Raw genomic sequence first — 14233 nt, forward strand, 5'->3', positions numbered from 1 at the left:
GGAACAGGAAATACTTGTGGGAGCGGGCTGGCCCGCGAGAACCCCACCACGTTCAAACATTATGTCGACTGACACACCGCCATCGCGGGCAAGCCTCGCTCCAACAGGTTAGCCTGCCGCGCCTATACCGATATTAGTCCGCACTCGCCCCTCCAACCTGCGCTTCAACCCCCGCGACTCGATCAACAGCTTCGAGCCTTTGGCCGCATTCGCCCGACCCCATTCCTCCAGCAATTCCAGACACGAATGATCGATGTAGCTCAGGTTATTGAGCGGCACATGCACCGTCGTGCCCGGTGCAATGCTGCCCAGTACTTTGGTCAACGCCGGCACTTTGAGAAACGTCGCCGCACCCACCAGACGCAACTCCATCTCGCCGTCCTGGGGTAGATCGATCAGGCTGATTTTCAACCGTGAAGCCTTCAGCGCCAGTTTCACCAGGGTCAGGCCGAAACCGATCAGTACGCCGGTCAACAAGTCAGTGAAGATGATCGCCAAGGCCGTCGCGGCGTAGGTGAACATCGGCATCCGGCCATAGCGACCCAGACCGCGGAAGGCCTTGAGGTCGACCAGTTTGAAACCCGTGTAAACCAGTACACCGGCCAGGCTCGCCACCGGAATGCTTTGCAGCACACTCGACAGCAACAACACGAACGCCAGCAGCCAGAGGCCATGGAAAATCGTCGAGTAGCGGGTGGTGGCACCGGCCTGGACGTTGGCCGAACTGCGCACGATCACCCCGGTCATCGGCAACGCGCCGAGCAAGCCGCAGAGCATGTTGCCCACGCCTTGGGCTGACAGTTCGCGATCAAAGTCAGAACGTTGGCCGCTGTGCATGCGGTCCACGGCCGCGGCGGACAGCAAGGTTTCGGCGCTGGCGATGAACGCCACCGCGAATGCAGCGATCAGCAGGCTCGGGTCGGCGAGGTTGAGCAGGTCCGCCGGGCGCAGCCAGTCAATCGCCTCCGCCAGGTTCGCCGGGACCTCAACACGTTTGACCGGCAATGCCAGCACCAGACTGGCGATTGTCGCCAGACCCACCCCAAGCAACGCTCCGGGGACGAAGCGCAATGAATGCGGGCGGAATTTTTCCCACAGCCACATCACGGCAATGGTCGATAGACCGAGCAAACCGGCCTGCCAACCGAACGATGGCAATGCCTGGGCCACCGCACCGGGAAACGCCGTGAGGTTATCCAGGCCGGACGGTTTCGGCGCTGCGTCGAGCATCACATGCACCTGCGAAAGTACGATCAGCACGCCAATTCCGGCGAGCATGCCGTACACCACCGCTGGCGCCGTGACCCGAAACCAGCAACCGAGCTTCAAGCGCCCGGCCACCAGTTGCAGAAAACCCGCCAGCAACAGGATCGGCCCGAGCATGGCCACGCCGTGCTGGCGCACCAGTTCGAACACCAGAACCGCCAAACCCGCCGCGGGCCCGCTGACTTGCAGCGGAGAACCCGCCAACCAGCCCACGACCAAACCCCCGACGATCCCGGTGATCAGGCCTTTGGCTGGCGGTAGTCCTGAGGCGATGGCAATGCCCATGCACAAGGGCAGGGCGACCAGAAACACCACCACCGAAGCCAACAGCTCCCGTGGCAGAACAGCTTTGAGTTGCGCAGCACGCATGATGATTCTCCCGAAGTTTTCTTCAGGCATGGCAAAGCCGGACTGCCTGTTCGGCAGCCACGGCTTATCCACACAAATGTTTAGGAGTTTTTAGAAGCGCGCTTTGGGCGTCGCCACCGGAATGGGCAGGCTGCCATTGAGTGGCAGGAAACAACCCTGGTCGGCGTCGTAGGCTTTTATTTCGCTGGTCTCGATGTCGTAGACCCAGCCATGGATGAACAGATGACCGTTCGCCATGCGCGAGGCTACCGAGGGATGGGTGCGCAAGTGCTGCAATTGAGCGATGACATTCTCCTCAGTGAGGATATGCATGGTCTCGTTTTCATCGGCGCAATTGCAGTTGTCGTGCACCATGGTTTTAGCGACTTCCGCATGCCGTAGCCAGGCTTTGACCGTGGGCATTTTTTCCAGGCTGTCGGGGTTGAGCACCGCCCGCATCGCGCCGCAATCGGAATGACCGCAGATGATGATGTGCTGCACACCCAGCGCTAGCACCGCATACTCGATGGCGGTGGAAACGCCACCATTCATCTGCCCGTAAGGCGGTACGACGTTGCCGACATTGCGGGTCACGAACAGGTCGCCAGGCGAGCTGTGGGTGATCAGTTCAGGCACGATGCGCGAATCGGCGCAGGTAATGAACATCGCCCTTGGCTGTTGCGCCGTGGCGAGTTTTTTGAAGAGTTCTTCCTGCTGCGGAAAGATCTCATGATGAAAATGCAAGAAGCCGTCAACGATATGCTTCAACGCTGCATCGGCGGTTTCCGCCTCGGGTTGGGCAGAAGCCGACGCAGCCAACGGCTGTTTATCCTTGTCACTCATGATTCATCCTCTTTGGCGGGCTCAGGGTGTTATCCCGTATGTCCGGTGTGAAGCCAGTGGCTGGTTAAAAAACATCCAGGCCGGAAAGCTCGACCCGTCAGTCACTCGATGAACAAGGTAGCGGCCGAATCTTAACTCAAACTGAATAAAACGCTCTAGGACGTGTGTTCCAGGTCACAAAAAACGTGACCAGCTTAATTCTTGAGCGCTTCCTTCAGTACTCAACCATAGGCCAATTGTCCTCAAATCAACGACATTTGGCGACCCGGCGGACAGAAGGCTTCGCAGTCCAGGTTAAAACCTTCCCGACGATTGAGCCCCAGCCGCTTGATGGTCTTGGCAAAGCGCTGCGCCAGCAGGTCGGCAAACGGTCCTTCGCCGCGCATCCGTGCGCCAAAGCGGCTGTCGTAAAGCTCGCCGCCCCGGCTCTGGCGAATCAGGCTCAGGACATGCGCCGCCCGTTGCGGATAGTGGGCGGCCAGCCATTCTTCAAACAGAGGCGCCACTTCCAATGGCAAGCGCAACATCATGTAGGCAGCGCTTTTCGCCCCGGCCGCCTGGGCTTCGGTCAGCAGGCTTTCGAGTTCGCTGTCGTTGATCATGGGAATCATCGGCGAGCACAGCACCCCCACCGGAATGCCCGCCTCGCGCATGACCCTGATCGCCCGCAGCCGGGCTTTGGGCGCGGCGGCGCGGGGTTCGAGGATGCGTTTGAGCTCGTCGTCCAGAGTGGTCAGGCTGATCATCACCGCCACCAGCCTTTGTTCGGCGAGCTCCGCCAACAGGTCGAGATCACGAAGGATCAGCGACCCTTTGGTGACGATGGTCACCGGATGTCTGTAGCGCAACAGCACTTCGAGGGTTTGCCGCGTGATCTTGTATTCGCGCTCGATCGGCTGATACGGGTCGGTGTTGGAGCCGAGGTTGATCGGCGCACATTGGTAGCCGCGTTTGGACAGCTGCTGCTCCAGCACATCCACAGCGTTGGTTTTGGCGATCAGCTTGGTCTCGAAATCCAGCCCCGGCGACATGTCCCAGTAAGCGTGGCTTGGTCGCGCGTAGCAATAAATACATCCGTGTTCGCAACCGCGATAGGGATTGATCGAGCGATCGAAGGGCAGGTCCGGCGAGTTGTTTTTGGTGATGATGGTTTTCGCCGTCTCGATGCGCACTTCAGTGCCTTGAGTCACCGGCGCTTCCTGGTACCAGCCGTCGTCCTCGGCCACCGAGCGGCTCGGAGCAAAGCGATTGTGCGGGTTGGCGGCAGTGCCGCGACCGCGGGGAGGCAGAGGAGTGGCCATCGATGGAGTCCTTGATCTGTATATCCATACAGTATCCGAGACTGCACGTGTCGACCAGTACCGTTCAGCCTTTGATTGGCTGGCGGACCCTCCACGCCAAACTTCCATGTTAACTAGTAAAGTGACGAAACATATAGGTCATGGCTGGATTAAAAGTTAGCTCGTATATTCGGATCTCCAATTAACACCCACTACAGCAAACAAATAAAAGGATTTATTTATGTCGTTCTTTAATTCGCGCGGTATTTTTCTTCAACTTATGCAGCCGGGCCCATCGGAACCTAATACCGTTGTTTCGCTGCAACTTGCTCGCAAGGAGCAAAGCTGGGATGCGCAGAATGAGCAACAAGTCGAAGCTCTGGTTGATTCGGTTTTTTTCACGGCTACCTCCACAGACCTTGGCAACTCTTTCAGTATCCGCACCGTTGACAAGGATGTAGACGGGGACCGGGTCATTGGTGCCGATGACAAAGCCAAGTTACAGGCACTGGCCAAGGCGTACGCCAGTATCGTAAATCCCTGATCCCTACCTTTCAGATTACTGGAAAGCGCTATTGCCGAATGCATGCGGATTCCGCGTGCATTCAACTCAGCCACGAGGATAAAAATGTCTATTCCCATAAAAACCGGTGTTTATCTACAACAAATAGAGACGACCGAAGATGTGCAGGTAGTTGTCAAGCTGATAAGGGCTGGCGAATATCCGGACAAAACAATGGATCAGTTCGCGGATATTCTTGCAATTGTGCCCTCCGTGACACTTCATATAGAAGAATATGGCAATACTACAAAGCTCGATTTTGACCCATGGTCAGATATCAATGTCACTCCAGACAATAGCATCGACGAAAAGGACGTTGCCGCCCTCACACAACTTGCGCTCGCCTTTTATGACCAACTAGTAATTGCTTCAGACGGAATAGTGTACCTCTATCATCTTCCCACTGAACCACCCGAGCTTCGAGTGGCTGTTGAGGAGTTCGACATTGATGAGGATGATCACCAACTGTATAGCCAGCGCGTGTACGAGACCAAAGCTGCGGATTCCGGCTCGCCATTTGAAGTTAGGGGGCGCAACCCTGTAACTGGAAATTTGTTTGACTATGGGACCGCACTGAACGGGTTGCTTCAAGCCTTCATCAAACTGAAACTGTAATCCGGGCTACGGCTTCACGATTCTTTGACAGACAACTCACAGGCCTTTGACCGCTCTAGGGGGATGCTCGCAGGTAACTTCCCGTCCCTTCCTGAACGGTCAACCCAGCATGTCCCTACCGCGTTTTATCCCAGCGATGTGCCTGTCGCTGGTCGCACTGTTCAACCTTATGCCTGCACGGGCTGACGACGGCACTTCGCCGCGCCCGGCAGAGTGGGCTCAATCGGTCGAGGTGCAATACAACCTCTACCAAATGTCCCCGACGCTCTATCGAAGCGCCATGCCGGACCAGGGAGCGGTGCCTTTACTGAAACGACTCAAGGTGGGGACCGTTATCACGTTCCTGCCCGAATCGGATTCACGCTGGCTGAGTACGCCTGATATCACCCAAGTACAACTGCCCTATCGCACCAATCATGTGGATGACGCAGACATACTCAAGGCCCTGCGCACCATTCAAACCGCCGAAGCCAACGGCCCGGTGCTGATGCACTGCAAGCACGGCTCTGACCGCACCGGCCTGATCGCGGCCATGTACAGGGTGGTGGTGCAAGGTTGGAGCAAGGAGGACGCGCTGAGCGAAATGACTCAGGGTGGCTTTGGTGACAGCACCCATTTCAAGGACGGGGTTCGTTACATGATGCAGGCGGATGTCGACAAGTTGCGCGAGGCGTTGGTCAACGGCGATTGCAGTACGACCCCGTTCGCGGCGTGTTCAATGAAAAACTGGTTCCAGTCGGCTCATCTTCAGTAGCAACGCCTTCCCCTGCATTGCGCAGAGGAAGGCGTTTTTCTGATCAATGCTGTTCGTCAGTTTTCTTTTTCAGCTTCGGGTTCGGGAAAAACTGCACAGCCTGAACCTTGGTGTCCGGTGCTTTCAGGGCGGACGTGTTGACCCGGGTGCCCAACTCCTTGGGCACCGACAGACCTTGTTCATTCAGCGTATCGGAATAGCCGCAGGCCACACACTCGCGATGTGGCACGCTGTCTTCATTCCACATCATCAACTTGTCCGGCTCACTGCAAGCCGGGCAGACCGCGCCGGCGATAAAGCGTCGTTTGGTAATCACAGGACCCTCACTCATGCTGCCGCGTCCTCACTCAGGCCGCTGTGGCGCAAGAGTGCGTCAATCGATGGCTCACGGCCACGGAAGTCGACGAACAGCACCATCGGCTCCTGGGAACCCCCGCGGGCGAGAATCGCTTCCCGGAACGCACGACCGGTGGCGGCATTGAGCACGCCTTCTTCTTCAAACTTCGAGAACGCGTCGGCGGACAGCACTTCAGCCCATTTGTAGCTGTAGTAACCCGCGGCATAACCGCCAGCGAAGATGTGGGCGAAGCTGTTAGGGAAGCGGTTGTAGGCCGGCGGACGCATGACCGAAACTTCGTCGCGCACGCCTTCGAGCACTTGCAGCACACTGCGGCCGTCGCCATGGGTGGCGTGCAGTTCGAAGTCGAACAACGAGAACTCCAACTGGCGGACCATCATCAGGCCGGACTGGAAATTTTTCGCCGCGAGCATTTTCTGCAGCAGGTCCTGCGGCAGTGGCTCACCGCTTTCATAGTGACCGGAAATCAGCGCCAGGCCTTCCGGTTCCCAGCACCAGTTTTCCATGAACTGGCTCGGCAACTCGACCGCATCCCAGGCCACGCCGTTGATACCGGAGACACCGGCATGCTCGACGCGGGTCAGCAAGTGATGCAGGCCGTGACCGAACTCGTGGAACAGGGTGGTCACTTCATCGTGGGTCAGCAGCGCAGGCTTGCCGCTGTCGGCCGGGGTGAAGTTGCACACCAGGTTGGCCACCGGGCTTTGCAGCACACCGCCAGCGGTGCGGCGGCGGTCGCGGGCTCCGTCCATCCACGCGCCGCCACGCTTGTTGGCGCGGGCGTAGAGGTCGAAGAAGAAGCGGCCGACGTGCTGACCGTTTTCCTTGATTTCGAACAGGCGAACATCCGGGTGCCAGGTGTCGAAGCCTTTCTGTTCGGCGATTTCGATGCCGTACAGACGTTGCACGATGGCGAACAGGCCGCCCAGCACTTTATCGATCGGGAAATAGGCGCGCAGGGCTTCCTGGGCAACGCTGTAACGCTGCTCGCGGAGTTTTTCACCGTAGAAACCGCTGTCCCAGCTTTGCAGGTCCGGGCAACCTTGTTCGGCGGCGTAAGCCTTGAGCTGTTGCAGATCCTGCGCGGCGAACGGTTTGCTGCGTTGGGCCAGATCGCGCAGGAAGCTCAACACTTGATCGCTGGACTCGGCCATTTTGGTGGCCAGGCTCAACTCCGAGAAACTGGCGAAGCCCAGAAGTTTTGCCAGTTCCTGACGCAGGTCGAGAATTTCTTCCATGACCGGGCCGTTATCGTTCTGCCCGGCATTCGGGCCTTGATCCGACGCACGCGTGCAGTAGGCGGCGTAGACTTCTTCGCGCAGGCCACGGTCGTGGGCGTAGGTCATCACCGCGTAGTAGCTCGGGAATTCCAGGGTGATCAGCCAGCCATCCAGATCCTTGGCTTGAGCGGCGGCGGCCATTTGCGCCTTGGCTGAATCGGTCAGGCCGGCGAGGGCGGCTTCATCGGTGATGTGCTTGGTCCAGGCCTGGGTCGCGTCGAGCAACTGATTGGAGAATCGACTGCCCAGCTCGGAGAGTTTGCTCTGCACTTCGGCGTAGCGTTTTTGCTCCGCTTCCGGCAGGTCGATACCCGACAGACGGAAGTCACGCAGGGCGTGTTCCAGGATAGTTTTCTGCGCCACATCGAAACCGGCGGCTTCCGGGCTGTTGGCCAGGGCTTCATAGGCCTGGAACAGTTCACGGTTCTGGCCCATTTCGGTGGAGTAGGCGCTCAAGGCTGGCAGGCACGACTCGTAGGCTTCACGCAGTTCGGCGCTGTTGCACACGGCATTCAAATGGCTGACCGGGCTCCAGGCGGCGCCCAGGCGATCGTTGAGTTCGTCCATCGCCAGCACCAGGCCGGCCCAGGTCGGTTGTTTGCCCTGGGTCTTGAGGATCTCGATAATGGCAGCGCGATTGTCAGCCAGGATCTGTTCAATGGCCGGTTGCACATGCTCGGCACGGATCGCGGAGAACGGCGGCAGGTCGTAGGACTGCAAAAGAGGGTTGTTCACGCTCACGGTTGGCACCTTGGCTGGAAGAAACATGCAGCCATCTTAATTACAATCGACGTTCACCGCAGCTATCAGCAACAGAGAGAAACCCTATCGTGAATCTTCGCAAGTATCAGAACCACACGCCGCTGCTGGGCAAAGGCGCTTTTGTCGACCGTTCGGCGGTGGTGATCGGCGACGTCGAGATCGGCGAAGACAGCTCGGTGTGGCCATTGACGGTGATCCGCGGCGACATGCACCGCATCCGCATCGGTGCGCGCACCAGCGTGCAGGATGGCTGCGTGCTGCACATTACCCATGCCGGGCCGTTCAACCCTGACGGTTTCCCGTTGCTGATCGGTGATGACGTGACCATCGCCCACAAAGTCATGCTCCATGGCTGCACCGTCGGCAGTCGGGTTTTGATCGGCATGGGCAGCATCGTCATGGACGGCGCAGTGGTTGCCGACGATGTGATCATTGGCGCCGGCAGCCTGGTGCCACCGGGCAAGCGCCTGGAAAGCGGATTCCTGTATGTCGGTAGCCCGGTGAAACAGATCCGGCCACTGACTGACAAGGAACAAGCCTTTTTCACCTACAGCGCGGCGAACTACGTGAAGCTCAAGGATCTGCATCTGGCCGAAGGCTACGATCAGGTCTGAAACGTCTCGCTATTGCCCAGGAATTTTCATGCATTACCAAACCGTTCTGTTCGACCTTGATGGCACCCTCACCGACCCGCGTGAAGGCATCACCCGTTCGATTCAGTTTGCCTTGAGCAAGCTCGGCATCGATGAGCCCGACCTGACCAAACTCGAACACTTCATCGGCCCGCCGTTGTTGCAGGCGTTCATGCAGTTTTATGACTTCGATGAGCCGAAAGCCTGGGAAGCGGTGAATTTCTATCGCGAGCGTTTCAAGGTCACCGGCCTGTACGAAAACCGCGTGTTCGATGGCGTCACGCCGCTGCTCGAAACCCTTGGCGGACAAGGGCGACAGCTGTACATCGCCACCTCCAAGCCATGGGTTTTCGCCCGGGAAATCGCCCGGCATTTCGACTTCGCCAAACACTTCAAAGTGATCTACGGCAGCGAACTGGACGGCACCCGGACCAACAAGGTCGAATTGATCGCGCACCTGATTGCGGAAGAAGGCCTGGACCCGGCCAATACCCTGATGATCGGCGACCGCAAGCACGACTTGATCGGTGCGCGCAGCAATGGGTTGGATGCGGCGGCGGTGGGGTATGGGTTTGGCAGTCGGGAAGAGCTGAGTGCCGAAGCCCCGGCCTTCCATTTTGAAACGCTGGACGAGATGCATCAGGCGTTTTTGCGGCATTAATTAAATCGCCATCGCGGGCAAGCCTTGCTCCTACGGATTAATGTCGTTCACAACATTGTGGTTCGACAATACCTCCTGTAGGAGCAAGGCTTGCCCGCGATGACGTCAGCCCAGCCACATCAACTGTCAGAACCTGCCAAAGTCTTCAATGCAGCTTTACGCTGATCAACTGGCAGCGCGCCAAGTTTCTCGACTTCGGCATAAAACCTCACCCAATCCCCATCCACCTGCTCAAACAGCGCACTAAACGCCGGCACCCACTGGTCATACAAACCAAACGGCAGTAACCGGGCATTGTTCATCGGCGCATTGATCCACGCGTCGTAACGTTTGTCCCCGGCCCATTGGCTGTCACGCATCTGTCGGTATTCGCTGCGCAATTGCTCGAACGCTTCAGCTTTGCGTCGACGCATTTGCTCGGGCGGCAGCGGCAGGGTGTACAGTTTTTCCAGTCGGGTGCGGGTGTCCAGCACCAGCTGAATGAATTGATCCCGTTGTTGCGCCTGTGTCCCGCTTTCAGGCGGCAGGCTGCGGTAAGCGCGCCATTGGCGGGTGCCTTCCTGCTCGACGAAGGTGGCGAATGACTCGTTGAACTCCGTGTCGTCCTTCACATAAACGCGCTGGTGCGCCAGTTCGTGAAAAATCAGCGTGGCCAGGCGCTCATCGCCCCAGCCCATCATCGAGTTCATGATCGGGTCGTTAAACCAGCCCAGGGTCGAATACGCCTCGACACCTCCGATTGACACGTCCATGCCCTGTAGGCGTTGTAACGCCGCCTCACCGCGAGCCGCACTCTGGCTGTAGTACCCGCGATAGGCCACGCAACCGGCAATCGGGAAGCAATGGTTCTGTGGCTTCAGGGAAAATTCCGGCGTGACGAACACGTTCCAGACCACATAGGGCCGGCCGATGTCGGCATACAGGCGATAGCTCTGATTGTCCGGCAGGTGCAGCTGTCGGCTGGCGAAGGTCCGGGCTTTTTGTGATTGGGCCAGGTGCGCACGCAGTTTCTCATCGCGCTGTGGGTCGGCAATCACACTGGAAACCGGCTCTCGTGCCCGCAGCAGTTGCAGCTGACCGCTGGCCAATTGGCTGTAGTAGCTGACGCTGGAACAACCGTTGAGCAACAAAAACAACACACCCGGAAACAAAACGCGCAAAACGCGATCAAGTAACCCAGGGCTTGGACGCAGCCTTATCAAAATAAAAAATTCCCGGAGAGTCTGCTCGCAAGACTATCCCGCTTGACTGGAGCTCCGCTATGCGCAAATTGATGCTGACGGGAGGCCTGCTGACGCTGGCCGGTTGTGCTGGATTCGGATTGCCTCACCATGATCCGACGCAAGCATGGATCGATCTGGAGTCGCATCAGGAAGACACGGCCCTGCTGGCGGTGGAGGTGGATAATAAAGCGGCCACCGATAAACGCTATTTTGAGGTGCAGCCCGGCAGCCATGAGCTGACGGTCCGTTATCAATTCCCGGTCCAGCCCACCAACATCGGGCCCGACGCCGAGCCACTCTGGCGTGATTGCCAGATGAATGTGAAATTCAACGACTTCAACGCGGGCGAGCGCTATCAATTGCAAGCGGGGAATATCGGTTTCAGGCCGTGGGCCAAGCTCTACGATCAGCAGCGAAAAGTAATTGGCCAAGGCACACCTGCAGGCTGCCAACGCACCTGATCGGCGCTATTCTGAAGATCCCGACATTGGGACATTCATCATGCGCAGGTTGATGCTGTTACTGGCCGCGAGTGCGATGGCCGGCTGTTCGACTCCGATGCCGGCGGCCAATCCGAATATGGCGTGGGTCGACTTCTCTACGCCATTTCCCAACGATAAATTGCTGATGGCCGAGCGACTGGACAATCAGCGTTTACGCGAGGGGCGTTTTTTCCAGGTGACTCCCGGTAGCCACGAACTGACTGTGCGTTTCGACTTCGAAGTGCCGAGCGGCGGTTCGGACTTGTTTGGCGGTGGTTCGGAGCGGCTGTGCTACATGATCATCAAGTACGATCACTTCGAGGCCGGTCAGCGTTATCTGCTGCAAGCTCGCTCCATGGCGTTCACCCCCGAAGCACGGCTGTATAACGCCAAACATGAAATTGTCGCAGAAGAGCGCCAGATCAACTGTGTGCCGTGAGGCCGATCAGCGGTCATTCTTCTGATAGATGATTTTCTTGGTGCCGTTTTCGCACGAACCTACGACCATGTTCTGATCGTGTACTTCGTCGTTGCGAACGATCTCCAGGGTGTAGGACATCACCCCGCGGGCCTGGATCTTGGCTTCGATTTCGGCCTTGAGTTCTTCACAGGGTTTCGGTGCCGCCAAAGCCGAAGTGGCCATTGCGCAACAGATAACCGCCAAGGCAAAACGTTTCATGGTTGAAGCTCCTTTGAGGCAGCGCGCATGGACATGCGTTTTTGCTGCTGTCATTTATTCGACCATAGTTTTGCGACTGTTGTTTTGTTTCAACGCAAAAAGATCGCAGCCTTCGGCAGCTCCTACAGATTCACTCTGCCTTTGTAGGAGCTGCCGCAGGCTGCGATCTTTGAGCTGGTTTAATTCACCAAAGTCGCGTCAAGACTGATCTTGGCATTCAGCACCTTGGAAACCGGGCAACCTTCCTTGGCCTTGTTGCTCAGTTCTTCGAATTGCGCCTGGCTGGCGCCGGGAATTTTCGCCTTGAGAATCAGTTTCACCGCCGTGATCGCAAAACCGCCGTCTACCTGGTCCAGAGTGACTTCGGCATTGGTATCGATACTGTCGGCCTTGAGTCCTGCGTCACCGAGAATCATGGAGAAGGCCATGGAGAAACAACCCGCATGCGCGGCGCCGATCAGCTCTTCCGGGTTGGTACCCTTGCCGCCTTCGAAGCGCGCCTTGAAGCCATAAGGCGCTTCCCTGAGTACGCCGGTTTCCGTGGAAATCGAGCCGATGCCGGTTTTCAGATCACCTTCCCAGTGGGCCGATGCTTTCTTGATGATAGCCATGCCTTGTCTCCTCAAGATCCGGCGCGAAGCGTCGCGCCTTCGTGGTTTTGGTCGCTAGGGTTCTGAGGATAGACGGTGACGCAAAGTTCACTTCATCCGATCGGTCCGCTTTTTTGGTAGGAATTTTTCCCGTGCTATTGAAACTCGGGTATATGCCCACATTGCATGAAACACGCTTATAGAATCGGCAGGTTTTCGTTCGCAAGAAAAAACCTGCGCCCTCAATTGGAGAAGCAGGTTCATGAAACGACTGTCCGATATCAAGTTCTCGACTCTCGATCTGGTCCCCGTGCGGGAAAACGGCAGCGCGGCCCAGTCGCTGCGCAACTCGCTGGACCTGGCGCAGCACGTCGAGAAATTCGGCTACCACCGCTTCTGGGTCGCCGAACACCACAACATGGACGGCATCGCCAGTTCCGCGACCTCGGTGCTGCTGGGTTATCTCGCGGGCGGCACGTCGACCATTCGCGTGGGTTCCGGCGGCGTAATGTTGCCTAACCACGCACCGCTGGTGATTGCCGAACAGTTCGGCACCCTGGAAAGTCTGTATCCGGACCGCATTGACCTGGGTCTCGGTCGTGCTCCCGGTTCCGATCAGATGACCGCCCGTGCGCTGCGCCGCGAGCGTTCCGGCAGCGCCGACGACTTCCCTGAAGATGTCGCTGAACTGGTGCGTTATCTCGGCCCACGCACTCCGGACCAACGCGTCATCGCAATGCCCGGTACCGGAACCAATGTGCCGATCTGGCTGTTGGGCTCCAGCCTGTTCAGCGCACAACTGGCAGGTGAACGCGGTTTGCCCTACGCCTTCGCCTCCCATTTCGCACCGCGCTTCATGCACGAAGCCATTCGCGTCTATCGCAATCACTTCAAGCCTTCAGCCGTGCTGGACAAGCCCTACGTAATGCTCGGCGTGCCATTGGTGGCTGCCGACACCGATGAGCAGGCCGATTACCTGGCGACTTCAGTGTTCCAGCGCATTCTCGCGTTGATGCGTGGCCAGAGCCTGGTGCAGCGTCCGCCGGTGCAAACCATGGATGGTCTATGGCTGCCCCATGAGAAAGCCGCGGTGCAGGACTTCCTGGGGCTGGCCATGATTGGCAGCCCGCAGAAGATCCGGGCGAAACTGGACGTGTTGATCGAGCAGACCCAGCCCGACGAGCTGATTTTTACCTGCGACCTGTATGAACACGCCGATCGTCTGCATTCCTACGAGCTATTGGCGCAAGTCATGAAGGGCTGAGATTTCGTTCAGCACATAAAAAAGCCGACGTTATGCGTCGGCTTTTTCATACACAGCGGTTCACCCTAGCGTTTGTAGACAATTTCCTTCGTACCCTTTTCACAGGTGCCGACGACTTTTCCGTCAGCCGCACTGCCTTTGTCGACGATCTCCAGCGAATAATTGGAAACGCCCTTGGCATCAAGCTTTGCGGCGATCTCGGCTTTCAGCTCTTCGCAGGATTTGCCGTCAGCGAAGGCAGTACCCGCCAGGCTCAACAAACCTACCGCCAAAATAAACTTCTTCATCGGTCGCATTCTCTGGTCGGATCAAAAAGGGGCATCCAGGCACTGGCCGGACACGCTCATTCAGCGCTTTGCCATTCCTTGTGGCATTCGGCCAGCGCGCAAGTTCAGAAGACTAGACCAAAGTCAGCTGCTGGCAATCCGGAATCCGACCTTGAGGGTGACCTGGAAGTGCGCTGCCTTGCCATCCTTGATATGCCCACGGGTTTCGGTGACTTCAAACCATTCCATGTACTTGAGACTTTTACTGGCCTCGGCCAGTGCGTTGTTGATCGCGTCTTCGATACTGCTGGTGGACGAGCCGACCAGTTCGACTTTCTTGTAGGTGTGATGGTCAGTCATGGCGTTCT

At 57.7% G+C, this 14233-nt stretch carries 18 protein-coding genes; 8 read left to right on the plus strand and 10 right to left on the minus strand.

Annotated features, from left to right (window positions below):
* Positions 1-108: 108 nt before the first annotated feature.
* The 3 genes from ACW9JC_RS13745 to ACW9JC_RS13755 form a co-directional block, all read right to left on the minus strand.
* Positions 109-1635: a SulP family inorganic anion transporter gene (locus ACW9JC_RS13745; protein WP_338584046.1), complete on the minus strand. Its 1527-nt coding sequence runs from the start codon at positions 1633-1635 to the stop codon at positions 109-111.
* A gap of 90 nt (positions 1636-1725) precedes the next feature.
* Positions 1726-2457, minus strand: coding sequence for a carbonic anhydrase (locus ACW9JC_RS13750; protein ID WP_338584047.1), 732 nt, complete (start codon positions 2455-2457; stop codon positions 1726-1728).
* A gap of 242 nt (positions 2458-2699) precedes the next feature.
* Positions 2700-3758, minus strand: coding sequence for a PA0069 family radical SAM protein (locus ACW9JC_RS13755; RefSeq protein WP_457455387.1), 1059 nt, complete (start codon positions 3756-3758; stop codon positions 2700-2702).
* Between the two features lie 220 nt (positions 3759-3978).
* On the opposite strand from ACW9JC_RS13755, the gene ACW9JC_RS13760 reads away from it, so the two are divergent.
* The 3 genes from ACW9JC_RS13760 (at position 3979) to ACW9JC_RS13770 (ending at position 5668) form a co-directional block, all read left to right on the plus strand.
* Complete coding sequence (locus ACW9JC_RS13760) at positions 3979-4281, plus strand: hypothetical protein (protein ID WP_457455389.1); 303 nt, start codon at positions 3979-3981, stop codon at positions 4279-4281.
* 84 nt (positions 4282-4365) lie between these two features.
* A complete protein-coding gene (locus ACW9JC_RS13765) occupies positions 4366-4914 on the plus strand; it encodes a hypothetical protein (protein WP_457455391.1) in 549 nt (182 codons plus the stop codon).
* Between the two features lie 109 nt (positions 4915-5023).
* Positions 5024-5668: a phosphatase domain-containing protein gene (locus ACW9JC_RS13770; protein ID WP_457455393.1), complete on the plus strand. Its 645-nt coding sequence runs from the start codon at positions 5024-5026 to the stop codon at positions 5666-5668.
* A 43-nt stretch (positions 5669-5711) separates the two neighbouring features.
* On the opposite strand, the gene ACW9JC_RS13775 is transcribed toward ACW9JC_RS13770, so the two are convergent.
* On the minus strand, positions 5712-5999 hold the full coding sequence (locus ACW9JC_RS13775) for a YheV family putative zinc ribbon protein (protein ID WP_338584052.1): 288 nt from the start codon (positions 5997-5999) through the stop codon (positions 5712-5714).
* Positions 5996-8047 (minus strand): oligopeptidase A, encoded by a 2052-nt coding sequence (prlC, locus tag ACW9JC_RS13780; RefSeq protein WP_457455395.1) that lies wholly within the window; start codon positions 8045-8047, stop codon positions 5996-5998. Before prlC ends, ACW9JC_RS13775 begins: the two co-directional genes overlap by 4 nt.
* An 89-nt stretch (positions 8048-8136) precedes the next feature.
* On the opposite strand from prlC, the gene ACW9JC_RS13785 reads away from it, so the two are divergent.
* Both ACW9JC_RS13785 and ACW9JC_RS13790 read left to right on the plus strand, forming a co-directional pair.
* The gene (locus ACW9JC_RS13785; protein ID WP_338584054.1) at positions 8137-8682 is read left to right on the plus strand and encodes a gamma carbonic anhydrase family protein; all 546 of its coding nucleotides are present in this window, start codon (positions 8137-8139) and stop codon (positions 8680-8682) included.
* Positions 8683-8710: 28 nt separating this feature from the next.
* Positions 8711-9361: an HAD family hydrolase gene (locus ACW9JC_RS13790; protein WP_338584055.1), complete on the plus strand. Its 651-nt coding sequence runs from the start codon at positions 8711-8713 to the stop codon at positions 9359-9361.
* A 119-nt stretch (positions 9362-9480) separates the two neighbouring features.
* On the opposite strand, the gene ACW9JC_RS13795 is transcribed toward ACW9JC_RS13790, so the two are convergent.
* Positions 9481-10563 (minus strand): aminopeptidase, encoded by a 1083-nt coding sequence (locus ACW9JC_RS13795; protein ID WP_457455398.1) that lies wholly within the window; start codon positions 10561-10563, stop codon positions 9481-9483.
* Positions 10564-10622: 59 nt separating this feature from the next.
* Here ACW9JC_RS13795 and ACW9JC_RS13800 point away from each other — a divergent pair, with 59 nt between their 5' ends.
* A complete protein-coding gene (locus ACW9JC_RS13800; protein ID WP_338584057.1) occupies positions 10623-11045 on the plus strand; it encodes a PA0061/PA0062 family lipoprotein in 423 nt (140 codons plus the stop codon).
* 40 nt (positions 11046-11085) lie between these two features.
* Positions 11086-11505, plus strand: coding sequence for a PA0061/PA0062 family lipoprotein (locus ACW9JC_RS13805; protein WP_457455400.1), 420 nt, complete (start codon positions 11086-11088; stop codon positions 11503-11505).
* Between the two features lie 6 nt (positions 11506-11511).
* Here ACW9JC_RS13805 and ACW9JC_RS13810 read toward each other — a convergent pair whose 3' ends face one another.
* Together ACW9JC_RS13810 and ACW9JC_RS13815 are read right to left on the minus strand one after the other, a co-directional pair.
* Positions 11512-11745: a DUF1161 domain-containing protein gene (locus ACW9JC_RS13810; protein ID WP_457455402.1), complete on the minus strand. Its 234-nt coding sequence runs from the start codon at positions 11743-11745 to the stop codon at positions 11512-11514.
* Between the two features lie 179 nt (positions 11746-11924).
* Positions 11925-12356 (minus strand): OsmC family protein, encoded by a 432-nt coding sequence (locus ACW9JC_RS13815; RefSeq protein WP_150704205.1) that lies wholly within the window; start codon positions 12354-12356, stop codon positions 11925-11927.
* 241 nt (positions 12357-12597) lie between these two features.
* Here ACW9JC_RS13815 and ACW9JC_RS13820 point away from each other — a divergent pair, with 241 nt between their 5' ends.
* Entirely contained in the window at positions 12598-13599 is a 1002-nt protein-coding gene (locus ACW9JC_RS13820; protein WP_457455404.1) for an LLM class flavin-dependent oxidoreductase, read from the plus strand.
* A 65-nt stretch (positions 13600-13664) separates the two neighbouring features.
* Here the strand turns inward: ACW9JC_RS13820 and ACW9JC_RS13825 are convergent, their stop codons facing one another.
* Together ACW9JC_RS13825 and ACW9JC_RS13830 are read right to left on the minus strand one after the other, a co-directional pair.
* A complete protein-coding gene (locus ACW9JC_RS13825; RefSeq protein WP_338584063.1) occupies positions 13665-13886 on the minus strand; it encodes a DUF1161 domain-containing protein in 222 nt (73 codons plus the stop codon).
* Between the two features lie 123 nt (positions 13887-14009).
* On the minus strand, positions 14010-14225 hold the full coding sequence (locus tag ACW9JC_RS13830; protein ID WP_008027736.1) for a dodecin: 216 nt from the start codon (positions 14223-14225) through the stop codon (positions 14010-14012).
* Positions 14226-14233: the final 8 nt, after the last annotated feature.

Source organism: Pseudomonas sp. SDO5591_S426, from assembly GCF_054070755.1.

Bases quoted from the DNA above. Each gene is read 5' to 3' on its own strand.
- ACW9JC_RS13805 (WP_457455400.1), top strand. From the start codon at position 11,086: ATGCGCAGGTTGATGCTGTTACTGGCCGCGAGTGCGATGGCCGGCTGT.
- ACW9JC_RS13800 (WP_338584057.1), top strand. From the start codon at position 10,623: ATGCGCAAATTGATGCTGACGGGAGGCCTGCTGACGCTGGCCGGTTGT.
- ACW9JC_RS13765 (WP_457455391.1), top strand. From the start codon at position 4,366: ATGTCTATTCCCATAAAAACCGGTGTTTATCTACAACAAATAGAGACG.
- ACW9JC_RS13775 (WP_338584052.1), bottom strand. From the start codon at position 5,999: ATGAGTGAGGGTCCTGTGATTACCAAACGACGCTTTATCGCCGGCGCG.
- ACW9JC_RS13820 (WP_457455404.1), top strand. From the start codon at position 12,598: ATGAAACGACTGTCCGATATCAAGTTCTCGACTCTCGATCTGGTCCCC.
- ACW9JC_RS13830 (WP_008027736.1), bottom strand. From the start codon at position 14,225: ATGACTGACCATCACACCTACAAGAAAGTCGAACTGGTCGGCTCGTCC.
- ACW9JC_RS13825 (WP_338584063.1), bottom strand. From the start codon at position 13,886: ATGAAGAAGTTTATTTTGGCGGTAGGTTTGTTGAGCCTGGCGGGTACT.
- ACW9JC_RS13750 (WP_338584047.1), bottom strand. From the start codon at position 2,457: ATGAGTGACAAGGATAAACAGCCGTTGGCTGCGTCGGCTTCTGCCCAA.
- ACW9JC_RS13745 (WP_338584046.1), bottom strand. From the start codon at position 1,635: ATGCGTGCTGCGCAACTCAAAGCTGTTCTGCCACGGGAGCTGTTGGCT.
- ACW9JC_RS13755 (WP_457455387.1), bottom strand. From the start codon at position 3,758: ATGGCCACTCCTCTGCCTCCCCGCGGTCGCGGCACTGCCGCCAACCCG.
- ACW9JC_RS13810 (WP_457455402.1), bottom strand. From the start codon at position 11,745: ATGAAACGTTTTGCCTTGGCGGTTATCTGTTGCGCAATGGCCACTTCG.
- ACW9JC_RS13770 (WP_457455393.1), top strand. From the start codon at position 5,024: ATGTCCCTACCGCGTTTTATCCCAGCGATGTGCCTGTCGCTGGTCGCA.
- ACW9JC_RS13815 (WP_150704205.1), bottom strand. From the start codon at position 12,356: ATGGCTATCATCAAGAAAGCATCGGCCCACTGGGAAGGTGATCTGAAA.
- ACW9JC_RS13790 (WP_338584055.1), top strand. From the start codon at position 8,711: ATGCATTACCAAACCGTTCTGTTCGACCTTGATGGCACCCTCACCGAC.
- ACW9JC_RS13760 (WP_457455389.1), top strand. From the start codon at position 3,979: ATGTCGTTCTTTAATTCGCGCGGTATTTTTCTTCAACTTATGCAGCCG.